This is a genomic window from Bradyrhizobium sp. USDA 327, assembly GCF_041262065.1.
Lineage (GTDB): Bacteria > Pseudomonadota > Alphaproteobacteria > Rhizobiales > Xanthobacteraceae > Bradyrhizobium > Bradyrhizobium liaoningense.
The window spans coordinates 7,571,619-7,590,322 of sequence record NZ_JBGCCW010000001.1; the positions used below are offsets into that span (position 1 = coordinate 7,571,619).

Below are 18,704 nucleotides of genomic sequence, written 5' to 3' on the forward strand. Positions count from 1 at the left end.
CCCTTTGGTTGGCGCTGGTTGTGAGCGGAGCGGGGAGGGGAGTCAATCTCCGCGGCCGCGGAGATAGGAGTGGCTACGCCGCCGCGATCCGGCGAAAACCGTTCCACATCGCGGTCGCGGCGCCCGAGGTCAGCACCGGCAGGATGCGCGCGTCCTGATAGTTGCCATTGAGCGAGACGCGGGGCAGCGCGGTCATGTGACCGGCATTCTCCGCGAACAGCATGCCGGGCCGTGTCGTCACCGCGGTCTTGAAGCCGGCGGATGCGGCAAGGGCGAACTCGCGCTCGGCCGCGGCCTCGCGATCGCCATAGGGATAGGCGAGGTGCAACACGGGCCGCTCCAACACCTGCTCGATCCGCGCGCGGCTCGCGGCCATCTCCTGCGCGGCGATGTCTTCCGCCTGCTTGGCGAGGTTGCAATGGCTGACGCTATGCGCGCCGATCGTGACCAGCGGATCGGCGGCAAATGTCTTCACCTCGGCCCAGGACAGGCACAGGCTGCGGCACAGCGCTTCCATGTTGACGTCGTACGTCGTGCAGAGCGCTTCGATCTCGCGCTTGAGGTCGTGCTCGCCCGGCAGCGCGCGCAGCCAGTCGTGCAGGCGATCGAACGCCGCCTGTTTGGCGGCGGGCGTCGTCGCATCGAGCCGCAGCGCGGAGTTGCCGATTCTGACGTCGACATGCTCGGCTTTGGCGATCACGGCCTCCAGCGCCGTCCACCACAATCGTCCGGTGCCCTCGGCAAAATCGCTCGCGACATAGACCGCCAAAGGCGCGTCAAATTCGCGCAGCACCGGCAGAGCATAGTCGAGATTGTCGCGATAGCCGTCGTCGAGGGTAAAGGCGGCGAAGCGGCGGTCGAATCGGCCCTGCACCAGCCGCTCATGCAGCTCGTCCATGCTGACGATGTCGATGTCGCGCGAGCGCAAATGGCACAGCGTCGCGCGCAGGAATTCGGGTGTGACTTCGAGATGCCGGTTCGGCTGGAACGCGGCCTCACGGGCCGGCCGCACGTGGTGCAGCATGAAAATGGCGCCGACGCCCGACAAAAGTGGGCGCAGCAGGTGGTGCGCCCCGCTGAAATAGAGTGCTCCCAGCCCGGCGCGGATGACGTTATTACGCAGTTGTTTCATGAGCGGCTGGGGGACTCTGGCATTCCGTCCTCAACTTACGGAAGAACCCTTGAAGAAAAAGTTATTCCGATTGTCCAGGCGGGGCCGTCGGAACGGCAGCATTTCCGGTTTGACAGCCTGCCAAGGGTTTGTTTTGTCTCCGTTTCCAGAGTTCGGGTCGTCGAATGCAGAAGCTTTTCAGGTGGGCCAGCAAATGGTGGCCGGGGTTGATCCCCCTGGCCGTCATGTGGGGATTTGCGGCCTGGAATAATACTTTACCGGTCGAGGCCGATCTGTCGGCGCGCAGCTCGGCTGCGCTGAAGGATACCGTTCTGGACAAGACACGGATCGTCGTCGATGGCCGCGACGTCGGCCTGGCCGCGGACGCCTTCTCCGAGGAGGGGCGCCGCGACGCCGTGATGGCGGTCGAGACTGTCTCCGGCGTCCGCCTGGTCGACGATCGGACCCGCCTTGTTCCCGAAGCCAAGCCCTTCGTCTGGACCGCCGAGCGCGACGTGGTGCGGGTGACTCTGTCGGGCTCGGCGCCCCTGCCGTCGATGAAGGCCCGGCTGACCGAGGCCGCCCGCAAGGAGGTCGGCGGCGTCGAGGTGGCCGACCAGATGGGGCTGGCCCGCGGTGCGCCGCCGCGGTTCGAGGCTGCCGCGATGCTGTTGCTGGATCAGATCGGCAAGCTCAAGGACGGCAAGATCACGATAACCGACACCAAGGTCAATCTGTCGGGCATGGCGCGCGAGCTCGGCGGCCGCGAGGCGATCGCGGCGGCGCTGAAGAACCTGCCCGAAGGTTTTTCGATCGCCGCCAACGACATCAAGGCGCCGCCCTACATCTTCCAGGCCTACAAGGATCCGGTGGCCGCGACCGTGACGCTGACCGGCTATGTTCCCGACAACAATGTCCATGCGGCGATCGCCACCAGCGCCGCGCGAAAGTTCTTCACCGAGAAGGTCGTCGACAACCTCAAGGCCAGCATCGGGGCACCCGGCTCCTTCAGCACGGCCGTGGTCCCAGCGCTCGGCGCGCTGTCGCGGCTGTCGACCGGCACGCTTGTCGTCTCCGACCGCGAGGTGAAGCTGTCGGGCGATGCGCTCTACGAAGGCGCTGCCAACGATATCCGCGCAGGGCTCGGCAAGGACTTCCCGAGAAACTGGCAATACAAGCCGGAGATCACGGTGAAGCCTGCGGCAGGCCCGGTCGACGGCACTGTGTGCCAGCAATTGTTCTCGGAGCTTCTGACCAAGGGCAAGATCCGTTTCGCGACCAGGCGTGCGGACATCGATCCCGACTCCGCCGGCATCCTCGATCGTCTCATCGAGACGGCGCTGCGCTGCCCCACCACCAATATCGAGATCGCCGGGCATACCGACGCCGACGGCGAGGATTCCTTCAACCAGGCTCTCTCGGAAAAGCGCGCGCAGGCGGTGATCGACTATCTGGTCAAGGCCGGCCTGCCCGCCAGCCGCTTCACCGCGGTTGGCCATGGCAGCACTCAGCCGCTTGCCGGCAACGACACCGATGAAGGCAAGGCCCAGAACCGCCGTATCGAATTTCTGGTGAGGTGACGATGCCCTATCTCGTCTCGTTCCATCTGGGCTGGCTGATCGGCTCGCTGCTGCTGGGCTTCTGCATGGGCTGGATCTCGGTGGTCCAGCGCGGCAACGGCACCTCGAAGGTGACGGCGCGCTGGCTCGCCGCGCTCGCCGCCGCGCTGGTCGCGGCCTCGCTCGCCCATGTGGTCCCCGGCCGCTTTGGCTACTGGCTCGATCTCGGCCTGATCATGTTCGCGTGCTACCTCGTCGGCTGCACCATCGGTGCGTGGCTGCGCGACCGCGTGGTCTCGCGCACCGCGCCACCAGCCGCTCTGTGATGTTGCTGCGCACCCTCACTGAAGGGACGGGGGGCGCGTCCGCCGCGGCCTTTCGGCGCGTCAGAACGCGTCAACTGGCCGCCTCGATCATCCTCTTTCAACGGGCAGGACTGCCCCATAGATTGACGTCGGCTTAAGGCGTGACGGAACATTGTGCGGCCGAAATCATCAAAACTTCATGGCGTCTGCGCAGGATTGCCATGGAGATTCGCGTCAAGCCTTGCCGCCGAAAGCGCCAAATCGTGCATCAGGAGCCGTAACCCTGCCTAAAATATTGAAGGCACGTGTTTTTGTTCGGATTGGCGAATTCCACTCCGCCCGAAAACGCGCTAGTGGAGGGGCAGGGAGCATGCGCGATGCCGGAGCCCACGGCGAGGGTTCGCTGGGTGCCTGTGCGTCGTCCGCCTGTCCGCCGGCCACCCTGGCCGCCGAAGCGTTGTTCGAGGTCTAGATGCTGGAAGCCATACGCAGGGCGATGTCGTTTCTGCGCCAGAAGCAGGTCCTGCATAAGCTTGGAGTTGTGATCAGCATCGCGGTCATCGGCATCGCTTGCTATGTGTTGTACCACATGCTGCGAGGCATCGATTTCAACGAGGTCCTCGAGGCGATCAAGAGCACCGAGCCCAGTCAGATCGCGATGGCGGCGCTGTTCGTCGCTGCGGGCTATTTCACCCTGACCTTCTACGACCTCTTCGCCACGCGCGCGATCGGCCATGCCCATGTGCCCTATCGCATCAATGCGCTCGCGGCCTTCACCAGCTATTCGATCGGCCACAATGTCGGCGCCAGCGTCTTCACCGGCGGCGCGGTGCGCTACCGCATCTATTCGGCCTATGGGCTGAACGCGATCGACGTCGCAAAAATCTGCTTCCTCGCCGGCCTGACTTTCTGGCTGGGCAATGCCGCCGTGCTCGGCCTCGGCATCTCCTATCACCCGGAGGCCGCCGCCTCGATCGACCAGCTCCCGCCCTGGCTGAACCGGACGCTGGCGCTGATGATCATCGTGGCGCTGATCGGCTACGTGGTCTGGGTCTGGACCCAGCCGCGGGTGGTCGGCCGCGGCCCCTGGACCGTGGTGCTGCCGGGCGGCCCGCTGACGCTGCTTCAGATCGCGATCGGCATCGTCGATCTCGGCTTCTGCGCGCTGGCGATGTATGTCCTGGTTCCGGACGAGCCCAATCTCGGCTTCGTCGTGGTCGCGGTGATCTTCGTCTCGGCCACCCTGCTCGGCTTCGCCAGCCATTCGCCCGGAGGGCTCGGCGTGTTCGACGCCGCCATGCTGGTCGGCCTCTGGCAGATGGACCGGGAGGAGCTTCTGGGCGGCATGCTGCTGTTCCGCGTCCTCTATTATCTGTCTCCCTTCGTCCTATCTGTAATCTTGCTGACGCTTCGCGAAGTTATCATCGGCGCGCGATCGAAGCGCTTGCATCAGGCGGCGCTCAAGCTGGACCCCGGCCCGGCGCGTGAAGCTGCCTATGTGCGAGAGCGTAGCGACAGCGGCGCCTGACCGGTGCCAGGTCCTTAGGACAAGTCCTCCAGGAGAAGCCTGCCCCGATGGCGATCGACGCCCCATCTTCTCCCCCCGCCCAGCCTTGGTCCGACCGGCTGCGCCACTCGACCGTCATCCTGATCGCCGCGGCGCTGGCGCTGTCCGTCGTGGTCTCGCTCGGCGAATTGTCCGCGCTGCACGCCGCGATTGTGTTCCTCTGCATCGCGGCGGCTGCCCTGATCCCGTGGCGGCTGCACGATCCCGCCGCCTCACGCGATGATGTCAGGCGCATCAACCCGGTCGAGAGCGCGGCGGTGGCTGCGGTGGTCGCCGGCATGCCGGATCCGGCGGTGCTGCTCGACCGCGCCGGCCGCGTCATCCATCTCAACGCCGCGGCCGCCCAGCTCGCACCGGCGCTGCGCAGGAACGAACTCGCCCAGTTCGCGCTGCGCTCGCCGGAGATCATCACGGCGCTGCGCGAGGCGATCGCCACCACCGAGCCGCGGCGCGCGACCTATCTCGACCATGTTCCGGTCGATCGCTGGATGGAGCTCATGATCACGCCGGTTCCGGTGCCGACCAGCTTCGGCGGCGCCGACAAATGCATGCTGATGACCTTCCACGACCAGACGCCGCTACGCCGGGTCGAGGAGATGCGCGCCGACTTCGTCGCCAATGCCAGCCACGAGCTGCGCACGCCGCTGGCCGCGCTGTCGGGTTTCATCGACACCCTCCAGGGCCAGGCCAAAGACGATCCCAAGGCGCGCGAGCGCTTCCTCGGTATCATGCACAACCAGGCCACGCGCATGGCGCGCCTGATCGACGATCTGCTGTCGCTGTCGCGGGTCGAGCTGTCGGCCCATGTCCGGCCCGACACCCTGGTCGACCTCATACCGATCATCCGCCAGGTCGCCGACGGGCTCGAGCCGCTGGCGCGCGAGCGTCAGGTCGAGGTGGAGATCGATCTGCCGGAGCCGCCGGTGATGATCGCGGGGGACCGCGAGGAACTGCTCCGCCTGTTCGAGAACCTGATCGAGAACGCGCTCAAATACGGCGCCTCCGGCGGCCGCGTCATCGTGTCGCTGACATCCGGCGTCGCCACTGATGGAACTCAGGAAATCCGGGTCCTGGTCCGCGATTTCGGCCCCGGCATCGCGCCCGAGCACCTGCCGCGGCTGACCGAGCGCTTCTACCGGGTGGACGTCGGCGACAGCCGCTCGCAAGGCGGGACCGGGCTCGGATTATCGCTGGTGAAACATATTCTTAACCGCCATCGCGGCCGGCTTCTGATTGAAAGCGTGCCCAAGCAGGGCGCCACTTTCACGGCGTGTTTTCCCCAGGCGAAGATTTCGGCTCAGGCCTAAAAACCAAGCGGATTCAATTGCTTGGTGGCGTCATCCAACTGTCATGAAACCTTCGTAAAAGCACAGCCGACCGCTCCTAAACGGGCGGCGCGGGGAGCGCGATCGGGCGCGGATGGCGCTTCGCTCCCCTGTATGGAGACCAGCATGAATTTCCTCAAAACTATGGTCGCTGCTGGCTTGGTCGCCGCATCGACGACGGCAGCCTTTGCGGCCGACATCACCGGCGCCGGCGCGACGTTCCCGTTCCCGCTCTATTCGAAGTGGGCTGACGCCTACAAGAAGGAGACCGGCAACGGTCTGAACTACCAGTCGATCGGTTCGGGCGGCGGCATCAAGCAGATCCAGGCCAAGACCGTCACCTTCGGCGCGAGCGATATGCCTCTCAAGCCTGAGCAACTTGAAAAGGACGGAATGATCCAATGGCCGCAGGCGATGGGTGCCTTGGTGCCGGTCGTCAATCTCGAAGGGATCAAGTCGGGCGAGCTGGTGTTTTCTGGCGAGTTGCTGGGCGACATCTATCTGGGCAAGGTCAAGACATGGAATGACCCGGCGATCGCCAAGCTTAATCCCAAAGTGAAGCTCCCCTCGGACGCCATCACCGTCGTGCGTCGGTCGGACGGCTCCGGCACCACGTTCATCTGGACCGATTTCCTTACGAAGACCAATGCCGAGTGGAAGACAAAGGTCGGTGCCGGTACCGCGGTCGAGTGGCCAACGGGTGTTGGCGCCAAAGGCAATGAAGGCGTCGCGGGCAATGTCAGCCAGACCAAGAACTCGATCGGCTATGTCGAGTATGCCTATGCCAAGCAAAACAAGCTGACCTACGGTGCCCTGATCAACAAGTCCGGCAAGACCGTGCAGCCGACCGTTGCGGCCTTCCAGGCAGCAGCCGCCAACGCCGACTGGGCCGGCTCCAAGAACTACTATGTGATCCTGACCGACCAGCCCGGTGAAACGTCGTGGCCGATTACCGGCGCGACCTTCATCTTGATGCACAAGGATGCGACCGACAAGGCGGCGTCCCAGGAAGCCATCAAGTTCTTCAAGTGGGCGTTCGAGAAGGGCGACAAGATGGCGGAGGAGCTCGATTACATCCCGATGCCCGACACGGTCGTGAAGCAGATCGAGAAGACGTGGGCTGCCGAGATCAAGAGCTGATTGCAGCGTACTGAAACTCGCGCTCCGCCTCGGCGGGCGCGAGTGAAAGAACGGCCCGGAATCCCAGGATTCCGGGTCCTTGAGACCACCCGGAACGACGCGGCAAACCGTCGAAAACGACCGCCTTTGGCGGCATGCAGATGGCGTAAGGCAAAACAGGGGATCGGCGTGGCAGAGATGGCCGTTCAGAGCGATGCAATCGACGACGCCGGACCGTATGATCGCGCCAAGGCCTTGGGCGCGTTCAAGCTCGGTGACGTCACCTTCTACTGGGTCACGCGGCTTTCCGCGATCTCGGTGCTGCTGATCCTCGGCGGCATTATCATTTCGCTGATCGTGGGCGCCTTCCCGGCGATCAAGGAATACGGCCTGTCGTTCCTGTGGACGCAGCGCTGGGCCCCTTCGGCCGATCCGCCCGTGCTCGGCGCGCTCGGGCCGATGTACGGTACGCTCGTCACCTCCTTCATCGCGATGCTGATCGCCATTCCCGTCGGTCTCGGCATTGCGATCTTCCTCACCGAGCTCTGTCCGCAATGGCTGCGCCGCCCGATCGGCATGGCGATCGAGCTGCTCGCCGGCATTCCCTCGATCATCTACGGCATGTGGGGCTTCTTCGTGCTGGGGCCGTTCCTGGCCAACACCTTCCAGCCCTTCATGATCAGGGTGTTCGACGGCGTGCCCGTGCTCGGCGCGATCTTCGCGGGTCCCCCGTCCTATCTCAGCCTGTTCAATGCCGCGCTGATCCTCGCCATCATGGTGCTGCCCTTCATCACCTCGATCTCGGTCGACGTGTTCAAGACGGTGCCGCCGGTGCTGAAGGAAGCCGCCTACGGTGTCGGCTGCACCACGTGGGAAGTCGTGCGCAGCGTGGTGATCCCGTATACCCGCGTCGGCATCATCGGCGGCGTCATGCTGGCGCTGGGTCGCGCGCTCGGCGAGACGATGGCCGTGACTTTCATCATCGGCAATTCGTTTCGCATCTCTTCATCGATTTTCGCCCCGGGCACCACGATCTCGGCAGCGATCGCATCCGAGTTCGCCGAGAGCGACGGCTTGCACCAGTCCGGCCTGATCCTGCTCGGCCTGCTCCTGTTCGTGCTGACGTTCTTCGTGCTCGCGGCCGCGCGGCTGATGCTGATGCGCCTGGAAACCAAGGCCGGAAAGTGAAGCCATGAACCCGATCTATTCGCGCCGCCGCCGCTGGGACATCGTCATCCGCGGCCTCTGCATCGCAGCCGCCGCCTTCGGCGTCACCTGGCTCGCGCTGATCCTGGTCACGCTGCTCTACAACGGCTTGGCTGGGCTCAACCTTCAGGTCTTCACCGCAGACACGCCGCCGCCCGGATCGACCGAGGGCGGCCTTCGCAACGCCATCGTCGGCTCGCTGATCATGACCGTGATCGGCGTCGGCATCGGCGCGCCGCTCGGCATGTTCGCCGGCACCTATCTTGCCGAATACGGACGCAACGACAGGCTGACCTCGGTCATCCGTTTCATCAACGACATCCTGCTCTCGGCGCCCTCGATCATCATCGGCCTGTTCATCTACGGTGCGGTCGTGGTGCCGATGCGAGGCTTCTCGGCAATCGCTGGCGCGCTGGCGCTCGCCGTGATCGTGATCCCGGTCGTGGTGCGCACCACGGAGGACATGCTGCTGCTGGTGCCGAACCCGCTGCGTGAGGCGGCCTCCGCGCTCGGGCTGCCGCGCTCGCTGGTGATCAAGCGCATCGCCTACCGTGCGGCGCGCTCGGGCCTCATCACCGGCGTGCTGCTGGCCACTGCTCGCGTCGCGGGCGAGACCGCGCCGCTGCTGTTCACCGCGCTGTCGAACCAATTCTTCAGCCTCGGCCTGGACAAGACGATGGCCAACCTGCCGGTGACCATCAACAACTTCGTGCAGAGCCCCTACGCCTACTGGAAGCAACTCGCCTGGAGCGGTGCGCTGCTGATCACCCTGACTGTGCTTGCCCTGAACATTGGCGCCCGCATCCTTGGTGCCGAGAGGACCGCAAAATGAGTGAAATGTCTGTTTCCGTAAGCGCGCCGACCGTTCACCCCGGCTCGCAGCCGCTGCCCGAGGCGCCTGCCAAGGTCACGGCGCGCAACCTCAATTTCTACTACGGTGAGCATCATGCGCTGAAGAACATCAATCTGGCGCTCGGCACCAATCGCGTCACGGCCTTCATCGGCCCGTCCGGCTGCGGCAAGTCGACCCTGCTGCGTATCTTCAACCGGATGTACGACCTCTACCCGGGCCAGCGCGCCACCGGCCAGCTCATGCTCGACCACACCAACATGCTCGACCCCAAGCTCGACCTCAATCTGCTGCGCGCGCGGGTCGGGATGGTGTTCCAGAAGCCGACCCCGTTCCCGATGACGATCTACGAGAACATCGCCTTCGGGATCCGCCTCTACGAGAAGATCTCGAAATCGGAGATGGACGATCGCGTGGAGAAGGCGCTGCGCGGCGGCGCGCTGTGGAACGAGGTCAAGGACAAGCTCAATGCCTCCGGCCTGTCGCTCTCCGGCGGCCAGCAGCAGCGCCTCTGCATTGCCCGTACCGTCGCGGTGCGGCCCGAGGTGATCCTGTTCGACGAGCCCTGCTCGGCGCTCGACCCGATCTCGACCGCCAAGGTCGAGGAGCTGATCCAGGAATTGTCCGAGAACTACACGATCGCGATCGTCACCCACAACATGCAGCAGGCGGCCCGCGTCTCCGACAAGACCGCCTTCATGTATCTCGGCGAGCTGATCGAGTTCGACGACACCAGCAAGATCTTCACGTCGCCGACCGACCGGCGCACGCAGGATTACATCACCGGCCGGTTCGGCTGAGGAGACGGAACATGGGTTCTGAACATACCGCAAAGGCTTTCGATACCGACCTCCAGGAACTCACCCGCCTGGTCGCCGAGATGGGCGGCATCGCCGAGCGCATGATCGTCGATTCCGTCGACGCGCTGATCCGCCGCGACGTCGCGCTCGGTCAACGCGTCGTCGCCACCGACGCCGAACTCGACACGCTGCAGAAGCGCATCGAGGAGCGCGCCGTGCTCACCATCGCCCGCCGCCAGCCGATGGCCGTTGATCTGCGCGAGATCGTCGGGGCCATGCGCGTCGCGACCGATCTCGAGCGCATCGGCGATCTCGCCAAGAACATGGGCAAGCGCGTCGCAGCGCTGGAGACGGATTTTCATCCGCTGAAACTGTTCCGCGGCCTGGAACACATGACCGACCTCGTACAGCAGCAGGTCAAGTCGGTGCTGGACGCCTATGCCGCGCACGATCTGCCGGCAGCGATGGCGGTGTGGAAGGGCGACGAGGAAGTCGATGCCATCTGCACCTCGCTGTTCCGCGAACTCCTCACCTACATGATGGAGGATCCGCGCAACATCTCGTTCTGCATCCATTTGATGTTCTGTGCCAAGAACATCGAGCGGATCGGCGACCACGCCACCAACATCGCCGAGACCGTATTCTACATGATCGAGGGTCAGGCGATCACCGACAAGCGGCCGAAGGGCGACATGACGACCTTCGCCACGACGGTGCCGAATACCTAAACGGTGCCGAATACCCAAGGAGCGACGACAACATGGGCGCACGCATTATGGTGGTTGAGGACGAGGAAGCTCTCACCGAGCTTCTTCGCTACAACCTCGAAGGCGACGGCTATGACGTTGAGACGGTGATGCGCGGCGATGATGCCGACACCCGCCTCAAGGAGCACATTCCCGATCTGATCGTGCTCGACTGGATGCTGCCGGGCCTGTCGGGCATCGAGCTGTGCCGGCGGCTGCGCACCCGTCCCGAAACCAAGCAGCTTCCGATCATCATGCTGACCGCGCGCGGCGAAGAAAGCGAGCGGGTGCGGGGACTTGCGACCGGTGCCGACGACTACATCGTCAAGCCGTTCTCGGTGCCGGAGCTGCTGGCGCGCGTGAAGGGCCTGCTCAGGCGCGCCAGCCCCGAGCGGCTCGCCACCGTGCTCGCCTATGGCGACATCGAGCTCGACCGCGACAAGCGCCGCGTGGCGCGTTCGGGCCGGCCGATTGATCTCGGCCCGACCGAATATCGTCTGCTGGAGTTCTTCCTGGAGCATCCCGGCCGCGTGTTCTCGCGCGAGCAGCTGCTCGATAGCGTCTGGGGCCGCGACATCTACATCGACGAGCGCACTGTCGACGTCCACATCGGCCGCCTGCGCAAGCTGCTCAATCTCGGCCGGGAGCAGGATCCGATCCGCACCGTGCGTGGCGCCGGCTATGCGCTGGACGATCGGTTCGCGAAGGCGGAGCAGACCTGAGTTTTGTGGATGTCGAATTAGCGAGCCGCGGCAACAATCTTGGCCGTCATCCCGGGGCGCGCGTAGCGCGAGCCCGGGATCCATAACCACAAGACGTGGTTTGGCGAAGACTCGCAGTAGCCATCTCGCGCAATCACTGCGCCCTGTGGTTATGGATCCCCGCCTCCGCGGGGATGACACCGAGTAAGTCGAGCCGTCATCGTGTGACGGCTGCAGTCAGCTAAATCCGCAAACTCACCGCGTGCCCGGCTTCGCCGGCGCGCGCCGGCGATCCGCTGCGGGTTGATACGCCACGCGCGAATGCTGGGCGCAATAGGGCAGGCCGGAGAGCGCCTTGCCGCCGCAGAAGAAGAAATCCGGGCTCGAGGGATCTCCGACCGGCCAGTGGCAGGTCGCCTCGTTCAGCTCCAGCAGCGACAGCCGCTGGTTCATCGGCACCACATTGTCGTAGGTGACGGGTTCGGCCTCCACCTCGACCTCGAAGGCCTGCGCCAGCGCGGTGTTGCCGCGGGCAACGGGGCGGGTCACCCGCATCATGTGCTGCGCGGGCCGCGCCTTGCGCGGCCGGGGCGCTGCCGACGAAGGGCTCTTGGCGCGGCCGGACAGGCCGAGCCGGTGCACTTTGCCGATCACGGCATTGCGGGTCACATTGCCGAGCTCCGCCGCGATCTGGCTGGCCGAAAGTCCGGCCTCCCAAAGCTTCTTCAGCTGCTCGACGCGATCATCGGACCAGGTCAAAACCGTCATTGCACCCTTTCCCTCGCTGCGCGCCTACCATCCTGGGGCCTTCGCAGCGATTGCCTAAGCCTTGAAAAACCCGTGCGGCCAGAATCCCTTAAGGCTCGCCGGGCGCGCTCAAGACGCCCGAACGTTTACGCCGGTACATGAGGACTTAAGGGATCAGAACTGCTGCACGAGATGTCGTATCTGACAGTCCAAACGCTACAATATGGCGTGACTCCCGCGCAAGAGTCCGCCGACTCGCGTCCACATGTTCCGTGGTGAAAATCCCGCGAAATCGGCACCGCAAGACTACGGATTCAGCGTTTCGCGGGGCTTTCCGGGCGGCATTGACACCCGTCTTGCCAGGCATAAGATAGTCCTACGTGCCGCCCTTAAAAGGCGGCACGTTTCGTTTTCCGGGCCGGTCAATGGTGCGTTGCGTAATGCGCGCGTCACACCGTCCGCAACATTCAAGTGACGTCATGACGAACAGCGCCGCGCCGCATTTGCTCCCCGTTTTCGCCAGGGCCGACCTCGGTTTCGAGCGCGGCGAAGGCTGCTGGCTGATCGCAACCAATGGGGATCGCTATCTCGATTTCACCTCCGGCGTGGCGGTGAATGCGCTCGGCCATGCGCATCCCACTCTGGTCAAGGCGTTGCAGGAGCAGGCGACGAAGCTCTGGCACATGTCGAACCTGTTCCAGAGCCCGGACGGCGAGAAGCTCGCGGCGCGTCTGTGCAATGAGAGTTTTGCGGACTTCGTGTTCTTCTGCAATTCCGGCGCCGAGGCGCTGGAAGGCGTGATCAAGCTGGTGCGCCACCATCACTTCTCCAAGGGGCATCCTGAGCGCTACCGCATGATCACATTCGAGGGCGCCTTCCATGGCCGCACACTGGCGACGCTGGCCGCCACCGGCTCTGCAAAATATCTCGAGGGCTTCGGCCCGCCGATGGACGGCTTCGACCAGGTGCCGCATGGCGACCTGGAAGCTGTGAAGAAGGCGATCGGCCCGCACACCGCTGGCATTCTCATCGAGCCGATCCAGGGCGAGGGCGGCGTTCGTTCTGCGCCTCCCACGTTCCTGAAGGCATTGCGCGAGCTCTGCAATGAGCGCGGCCTATTGCTCGCCTTCGACGAGGTGCAGACTGGCATGGGCCGCACCGGCGAACTCTTTGCCTACAAGCGTACCGGTGTTGTGCCCGACGTGATGTCGCTGGCGAAGGCGCTCGGTGGCGGTTTCCCGATCGGCGCGGTGCTCGCCACCGCCGACGCTGCGCGCGGCATGGGGCCGGGCTCGCATGGTTCGACCTTCGGCGGCAATCCGCTCGCGATCTCGGCTGCGAACGCCGTTCTCGACGTCATGCTCAAGCCCGGCTTCTTTGACCACGTGCAGAAAATGTCGCTGCTGCTGAAGCAGAAGCTCGCCTCCGTGATCGATCGCCATTCAGATGTCGTCAGCGAGGTGCGCGGCGAGGGGCTCCTGATCGGCATCAAGGCCGTGGTGCCCTCGGGCGATCTCGTCGCGGCGCTGCGCGCCGAAAAATTGCTCACCGTCGGAGCCGGCGACAATGTCGTGCGCTTCCTGCCGCCCTTGATCGTTACCGAGGCGGAGATCGAGGACAGCGTCGGGCGGCTCGAACGCGCCTGCACTGCGATCTCGTCCAGCCAGACCAAGCGGGCGGCAAGCTGATGAGCAAGACGCCCAATAAAGCTCCAAAGCACTTTTTGGACATCAACGAGCTGCCGCTGTCGGAGCTCAAGAGCATGCTCGCCGCCTCGTCCGCCATGAAGGCGAAGCAGAAGGCGCACCAGCCGGTCAGGCCGCTCGAAGGCAAGACGCTGGCGATGATCTTCGAGCGACCCTCGACGCGGACGCGGGTGTCGTTCGATGTCGCCATGCGCCAGCTCGGCGGCGAGCCCATCATGCTCACCGGCGCCGAGATGCAGCTCGGTCGCGGCGAGACCATCGCCGACACCGCGCGGGTGCTGTCGCGCTATGTCGACGCCATCATGATCCGCATCCTCAATCACGAGGCGCTGCTGGAGCTCGCGGCCTATGCGACCGTGCCCGTGATCAACGGCCTGACGCGGCGGTCGCATCCCTGCCAGGTGATGGCCGACCTCATGACCTATGAGGAGCATCGCGGCCCGATCGAGGGCAAGACGGTGGCCTGGACCGGCGACGACAACAACGTGCTGGCGTCCTGGGCGCACGCCGCCGAGCGCTTCAAATTCCAGCTCAACGTCGCAACACCTCCGGAGCTCGCGCCGAAGAAGGCAATGCGCGACTGGATCAAGACGTCAGGCGCGCCGATCGTGCTCGGCACCGATCCGGAAGCCGCCGTGCGCGGCGCCGATTGCGTCGTCACCGACACCTGGGTGTCGATGGGCGACAAGGAGGGCGAGCACCGCCACAACGTGCTCAAGCCCTACCAGGTCAATGCCAAGCTGATGTCGCTGGCCAAGCCCGATGCGCTGTTCATGCACTGCCTGCCAGCCCATCGCGGCGAGGAGGTCACGGATGAAGTGATCGACGGTCCGCAATCGGTCGTGTTCGACGAGGCCGAGAACCGCCTGCACGCGCAGAAGGGCATTCTGGCCTGGTGCTTCGACGCGGTGAAATAGCGGGGGCGTGTGGTGGCGTTGCTGTCGCCCCGCGCGCCGCTGTCGTCGCAGATCAGCGCTCGCTCCGCTCGCTTGTCCGGAACGATAGCGGAATATGTGGTGGTAGCCGCCCCCTTCCATTCTCAGCCCTCCGACCCCAGATAACGCGCCATGGTTTCCCAATCCCCTGACATGAAAACCGGGCCAGAAGGCCCGGTTCGCGCACCATCGGCGGTTCCGATCGACGACGCCGTGCTGCCTTACGAGGTCGATGCGCTCGATGTGCGCGGGCGGCTGGTGCGGCTCGGCCCGGCGCTCGACGATATCCTGACCAAGCACGATTATCCCGCACCCGTCGGCAAGCTGCTCGGTGAAGCCATCGTGTTGACGACGTTGCTCGGCACCGCGCTGAAATTCGAAGGTCGCTTCATTCTCCAGGCTCAGACCGACGGTCCGGTGTCGTTCCTGGTCGTCGACTACATGGCGCCGGATCGCCTGCGCGCCTATGCCCGCTTTGACGCCGAGCGCCTCGGCGAGGCCAAGGACGCTGGCATGCAGTCTGGCACGCTGCTCGGCCGCGGCCATCTCGCCATGACCATCGACCAGGGCCCCGACATGAGCCGCTACCAGGGTCTGGTTGCGCTCGACGGCGGTAGCCTGGAAGACGCCGCGCACGAATATTTTCTCCGCTCCGAGCAGATTCCGACGCGCGTGCGCCTTGCGGTCGGCGAGGAGTGGCGCTCGAGCGACGGCGGCAAGCATCGCTGGCGGGCCGGCGGCATGCTGATGCAGTTTCTGCCGAAGGCGCCGGAGCGCGCCCGGCAGGCCGATCTGCATCCCGGCGATGCGCCTGAAGGTGTCGAAGTGCACAGCGTCGCCGAAGACGACGCCTGGGTCGAGGCGCGTTCGCTGATGGAGACCGTCGAAGACGTCGAGCTGATCGATCCCGAACTCTCGGGCGAGCGGTTGCTCTACCGTCTCTTCCACGAGCGCGGCGTGCGCGTGTTCAATCCGCAGGTCCTCAAGGCGCAGTGCTCCTGCTCGCGCAATGCGGTCGCCTCGATGCTCAAGAGCTTTTCGCCGGACGATCGTGCTGCAATGGTCAAGGACGACAAGGTCGTCGTCACCTGCGAGTTCTGCTCGTCGGTGTACCAGTTCTCGCCCCACGAGGCGGGCGTGGAAGACGCCTGACGCGGCATCCTCGCAAGGACGATGTGGGGCAGCTCGCCAAAGGTTCGGACATCGTAGGGTAGGCAAAGTGGAGCGTGCCCACCATGTCCTGCGATGACCGGAATGGTGGGCATGGCGCTTTGCGCCTCTGCCCGCCCTACGACACCGCGCTAAAGCGCGATGCGACTAGGATGAATCGTCATCGCGGCTTAGGTTGTTGTTTCAGCATGATCTTTCGGAAAACCGCTGTGCACTTTTCCGGATCATGCTTTAGTTCAACACCCGCTTGTTGTCGGGACTGTCGAGCGAGAACGTCGGCACGTCGATCTCGAAGCGCTCGCCGGTTTCGCTGACCATCTGGTAGCGGCCGGTCATGAAGCCCGAGGCGGTCGAGAGCGGCACGCCGGAGGTGTATTCGAAGCGCTCGCCGGGCGCCAGGATCGGCTGCTCGCCGACCACCCCCTCGCCCTTCACCTCCTGCTGGCGGCCCGAGGCATCGGTAATGATCCAGTGCCGCGTCTTGAGCTGCACGGTCTCCTCGCCCGAATTGGTGATGACGATGGTATAGGCCCAGAAATAGCGCGAGCGGTCGGCCGACGACTGCTCCGGAACAAAGTTCGGCTCGACGGTCACTTCAATCTGGCGGGTCACGGCGCGGTACATGGTTGCTATAATAGCCAAATCCGTCCCGGGAACCAAACGCCACAGACGGCTTTGGCGACATCGTCCCGCCAGAATTCGAAGGGAAGGACACCCCAAAGGGAGATTCCCTTATATGATCCGGGCCGCTTTGCGAGACGACGGCGGGACCCTTACATTCTTTCAACGTCGCGTTTTGCGGAAGGGTTTTTAGGCCCCGATGACCATTGCCGACCAAGTGACGGGATCGACGATCGCGGGGACCGCGGAGGCCAGACCCGCAGGGACCAAGCCGCGCGCCGCCGCGCCGGCCATCACGCTGCCCGCCATCGGCGAGCGCGAGCTCCGGCTCGATCTGTTCCGCGGGCTCGCGCTGTGGCTGATCTTCATCGACCACCTGCCGCCGAGTCTGTTGACCTGGTTCACGATCCGCAATTACGGCTTCAGCGACGCTACGGAGATCTTCATCTTCATCTCCGGCTACACCGCCGCCTTCGTCTACGGCCGGGCGATGCTGGAGAGCGGCGTCGTCATCGCCACCGCGCGCATCCTGCGCCGGGTCTGGCAGATCTACGTCGCCCACGTCTTCCTGTTCACGATCTTCCTTGCCGAAATCTCCTACGTGGCGACCAGGTTCGAGAACCCGCTCTACACCGAAGAGATGGGTATCATGGACTTCCTCAAGCAGCCGGACGTCACCATCGTGCAGGCGCTGCTCTTGCGCTTTCGTCCCGTCAACATGGACGTGCTGCCGCTCTACATCGTGCTGATGCTGGCGCTGCCCCTGATCCTGTGGTCGATGAAATGGCGCCCCGACGTCACCCTCGGCCTTTCGGTCGTGCTCTACGCGGTCACCTGGGAGTACGATCTTTATCTATCGGCCTATCCGAACGGCTTCTGGGCCTTCAATCCCTTTGCCTGGCAATTGTTGTTCGTGTTTGGAGCATGGTGTGCGCTCGGAGGTGCGCGCCGCATGTCGCGTATTCTGTCGTCACGCGTCACGATGTGGCTGGCGATCGCCTATCTCGTCGCGTCGTTCTACGTGACGCTGACCTGGTATGTGCCGCAGCTCTCCCAGTTCATGCCGAAGCTGATCGAGCAATGGATGTATCCGATCAACAAGACCGATCTCGACGTGCTGCGCTTCACGCATTTCCTGGCGCTGGCCGCGCTCACGGTGCGCTTCCTGCCGCGGGACTGGCCGGGCCTGAAGTCGCCCTGGCTGCGGCCGCTGATCCTGTGCGGCCAGCATTCCCTCGAGATCTTCTGTCTCGGCGTCTTCCTTGCTTTCGCCGGCCACTTCATCCTGGCCGAAGTCTCCGGCGGCGCAGCCATGCATGCCTTGATTAGTCTCTCCGGAGTGCTGATCATGTGGGGGGTGGCCTGGGTCATTTCGTGGTACAAGCGCGTGGCTGACAAGAGCGGTGCGAAGACCAAAAACGCCGTCGGCAACGCCGATCTGGCGGGAGGGGGCTGATGAAGGCGAAGGTTCTCCTGAGCCTGACCCTGCTATGCGGTGGCCTCGCCGCGCCTGTGGCGCGTGCGGGCGATCCTGCGCCCACGGCTTCCCCTGCGCCCGCTTCCTGCGAATTGCCGGCCTATCTGCTGACCAGCGAAAGCGCGTTGCCCAAGGTCGCCGCCGCCGTCAAGGCCGGCAAGCCGCTCGAGATCCTGGTCATCGGCAGCCGCTCGACGACCATTCCATCTTCGGAGAACAGCTCGTACCCCGCGCGCATGGAGGCGATCCTCAAGGAGAAGCTGCCGCCGCCGGAGGTGGTACATGTCTCCGTAGAAATACAGAGCAAGAAAACGGCAGAGGAGACCGCCTCCACTTTCGTTAAGCTGATGGAAGCAAAAACGCCTACGTTGGTCATCTGGCAGACCGGGACCGTGGACGCTATCCGAGCGAGCGATCCCGACGAGTTTCGCAGTGCCGTCACCGAAGGGGTTGCTGCATTGCAAAATGCGGGGGCTGACGTCGTCTTGATGAATCTGCAGTATAGTCCACGCACTGAAACCATGATCTCGGCGCAGCCTTTTCTCGACAATATGCGGGTGGTGGCGCAGGAGCACGGTATCCCGCTGTTCGATCGTTTCGCGATCATGCGGCAGTGGAATGATCAGGGTCAGTTCGACCTGTTCAGCCCGTCCCGCGGGCCCGAGCTGGCGAAACAGGTCCATGATTGCCTTGGCCGGGCGTTGGCACAGTTCGTGATCGACGCAGCCCGTCTCGAGCCGGCCCAGCAGCAAAATTGAG

The 18,704-nt window shown here is 64.4% G+C and carries 18 protein-coding genes; 15 read left to right on the forward strand and 3 right to left on the reverse strand.

From position 1 onward, the window contains the following. Window positions 1-73: 73 nt before the first annotated feature. Entirely contained in the window at window positions 74-1,132 is a 1,059-nt protein-coding gene (locus tag ABIA42_RS35665) for a polysaccharide deacetylase family protein (RefSeq protein ID WP_370116364.1), read from the reverse strand. A 164-nt stretch (window positions 1,133-1,296) separates the two neighbouring features. Between ABIA42_RS35665 and ABIA42_RS35670 the strand changes: the two genes are divergently transcribed. From ABIA42_RS35670 to phoB, 10 genes are all read left to right on the forward strand, one after another. Continuing rightward, entirely contained in the window at window positions 1,297-2,691 is a 1,395-nt protein-coding gene (locus ABIA42_RS35670; protein WP_370116363.1) for an OmpA family protein, read from the forward strand. Window positions 2,692-2,693: 2 nt separating this feature from the next. After that, window positions 2,694-2,996: a hypothetical protein gene (locus ABIA42_RS35675; RefSeq protein WP_028179026.1), complete on the forward strand. Its 303-nt coding sequence runs from the start codon at window positions 2,694-2,696 to the stop codon at window positions 2,994-2,996. Between the two features lie 451 nt (window positions 2,997-3,447). Next, a complete protein-coding gene (locus ABIA42_RS35680; protein ID WP_271527302.1) occupies window positions 3,448-4,503 on the forward strand; it encodes a lysylphosphatidylglycerol synthase domain-containing protein in 1,056 nt (351 codons plus the stop codon). A 47-nt stretch (window positions 4,504-4,550) separates the two neighbouring features. Further along, a complete protein-coding gene (locus ABIA42_RS35685) occupies window positions 4,551-5,849 on the forward strand; it encodes an ATP-binding protein (protein WP_271527301.1) in 1,299 nt (432 codons plus the stop codon). A 144-nt stretch (window positions 5,850-5,993) separates the two neighbouring features. Beyond that, window positions 5,994-7,007: a phosphate ABC transporter substrate-binding protein PstS gene (gene pstS, locus ABIA42_RS35690; RefSeq protein WP_061879726.1), complete on the forward strand. Its 1,014-nt coding sequence runs from the start codon at window positions 5,994-5,996 to the stop codon at window positions 7,005-7,007. Window positions 7,008-7,184: 177 nt separating this feature from the next. Further along, on the forward strand, window positions 7,185-8,174 hold the full coding sequence (gene pstC, locus ABIA42_RS35695; RefSeq protein WP_271527466.1) for a phosphate ABC transporter permease subunit PstC: 990 nt from the start codon (window positions 7,185-7,187) through the stop codon (window positions 8,172-8,174). Window positions 8,175-8,178: 4 nt separating this feature from the next. Further along, a complete protein-coding gene (gene pstA / locus ABIA42_RS35700; protein ID WP_271527300.1) occupies window positions 8,179-9,024 on the forward strand; it encodes a phosphate ABC transporter permease PstA in 846 nt (281 codons plus the stop codon). After that, window positions 9,021-9,842, forward strand: coding sequence for a phosphate ABC transporter ATP-binding protein PstB (pstB, locus tag ABIA42_RS35705; RefSeq protein WP_271527299.1), 822 nt, complete (start codon window positions 9,021-9,023; stop codon window positions 9,840-9,842). The genes pstA and pstB overlap by 4 nt, the downstream gene beginning before the upstream one ends. Before the next feature lie 11 nt (window positions 9,843-9,853). Next, the gene (gene phoU / locus ABIA42_RS35710; RefSeq protein ID WP_061879664.1) at window positions 9,854-10,570 is read left to right on the forward strand and encodes a phosphate signaling complex protein PhoU; all 717 of its coding nucleotides are present in this window, start codon (window positions 9,854-9,856) and stop codon (window positions 10,568-10,570) included. 32 nt (window positions 10,571-10,602) lie between these two features. Beyond that, window positions 10,603-11,310: a phosphate regulon transcriptional regulator PhoB gene (gene phoB, locus ABIA42_RS35715; RefSeq protein WP_008143479.1), complete on the forward strand. Its 708-nt coding sequence runs from the start codon at window positions 10,603-10,605 to the stop codon at window positions 11,308-11,310. Between the two features lie 234 nt (window positions 11,311-11,544). Here phoB and ABIA42_RS35720 read toward each other — a convergent pair whose 3' ends face one another. Further along, window positions 11,545-12,057 (reverse strand): GcrA family cell cycle regulator, encoded by a 513-nt coding sequence (locus tag ABIA42_RS35720; RefSeq protein ID WP_271527298.1) that lies wholly within the window; start codon window positions 12,055-12,057, stop codon window positions 11,545-11,547. A gap of 458 nt (window positions 12,058-12,515) precedes the next feature. Between ABIA42_RS35720 and ABIA42_RS35725 the strand changes: the two genes are divergently transcribed. From ABIA42_RS35725 to ABIA42_RS35735, 3 genes are all read left to right on the forward strand, one after another. Beyond that, window positions 12,516-13,724, forward strand: a complete 1,209-nt coding sequence (locus ABIA42_RS35725; protein ID WP_028179017.1) for an aspartate aminotransferase family protein — start codon at window positions 12,516-12,518, stop codon at window positions 13,722-13,724. Continuing rightward, the gene (gene argF, locus ABIA42_RS35730) at window positions 13,724-14,659 is read left to right on the forward strand and encodes an ornithine carbamoyltransferase (RefSeq protein WP_028179016.1); all 936 of its coding nucleotides are present in this window, start codon (window positions 13,724-13,726) and stop codon (window positions 14,657-14,659) included. Before ABIA42_RS35725 ends, argF begins: the two co-directional genes overlap by 1 nt. A gap of 150 nt (window positions 14,660-14,809) precedes the next feature. After that, window positions 14,810-15,829, forward strand: coding sequence for an Hsp33 family molecular chaperone (locus ABIA42_RS35735; protein ID WP_370116360.1), 1,020 nt, complete (start codon window positions 14,810-14,812; stop codon window positions 15,827-15,829). A 249-nt stretch (window positions 15,830-16,078) separates the two neighbouring features. Here ABIA42_RS35735 and apaG read toward each other — a convergent pair whose 3' ends face one another. Next, a complete protein-coding gene (apaG, locus tag ABIA42_RS35740; RefSeq protein WP_035672380.1) occupies window positions 16,079-16,471 on the reverse strand; it encodes a Co2+/Mg2+ efflux protein ApaG in 393 nt (130 codons plus the stop codon). A gap of 196 nt (window positions 16,472-16,667) precedes the next feature. On the opposite strand from apaG, the gene ABIA42_RS35745 reads away from it, so the two are divergent. Continuing rightward, window positions 16,668-17,924: an OpgC domain-containing protein gene (locus tag ABIA42_RS35745; RefSeq protein ID WP_271527292.1), complete on the forward strand. Its 1,257-nt coding sequence runs from the start codon at window positions 16,668-16,670 to the stop codon at window positions 17,922-17,924. Further along, the gene (locus ABIA42_RS35750; RefSeq protein WP_370116359.1) at window positions 17,924-18,703 is read left to right on the forward strand and encodes an SGNH/GDSL hydrolase family protein; all 780 of its coding nucleotides are present in this window, start codon (window positions 17,924-17,926) and stop codon (window positions 18,701-18,703) included. The genes ABIA42_RS35745 and ABIA42_RS35750 overlap by 1 nt, the downstream gene beginning before the upstream one ends. Window position 18,704 lies beyond the last annotated feature (1 nt).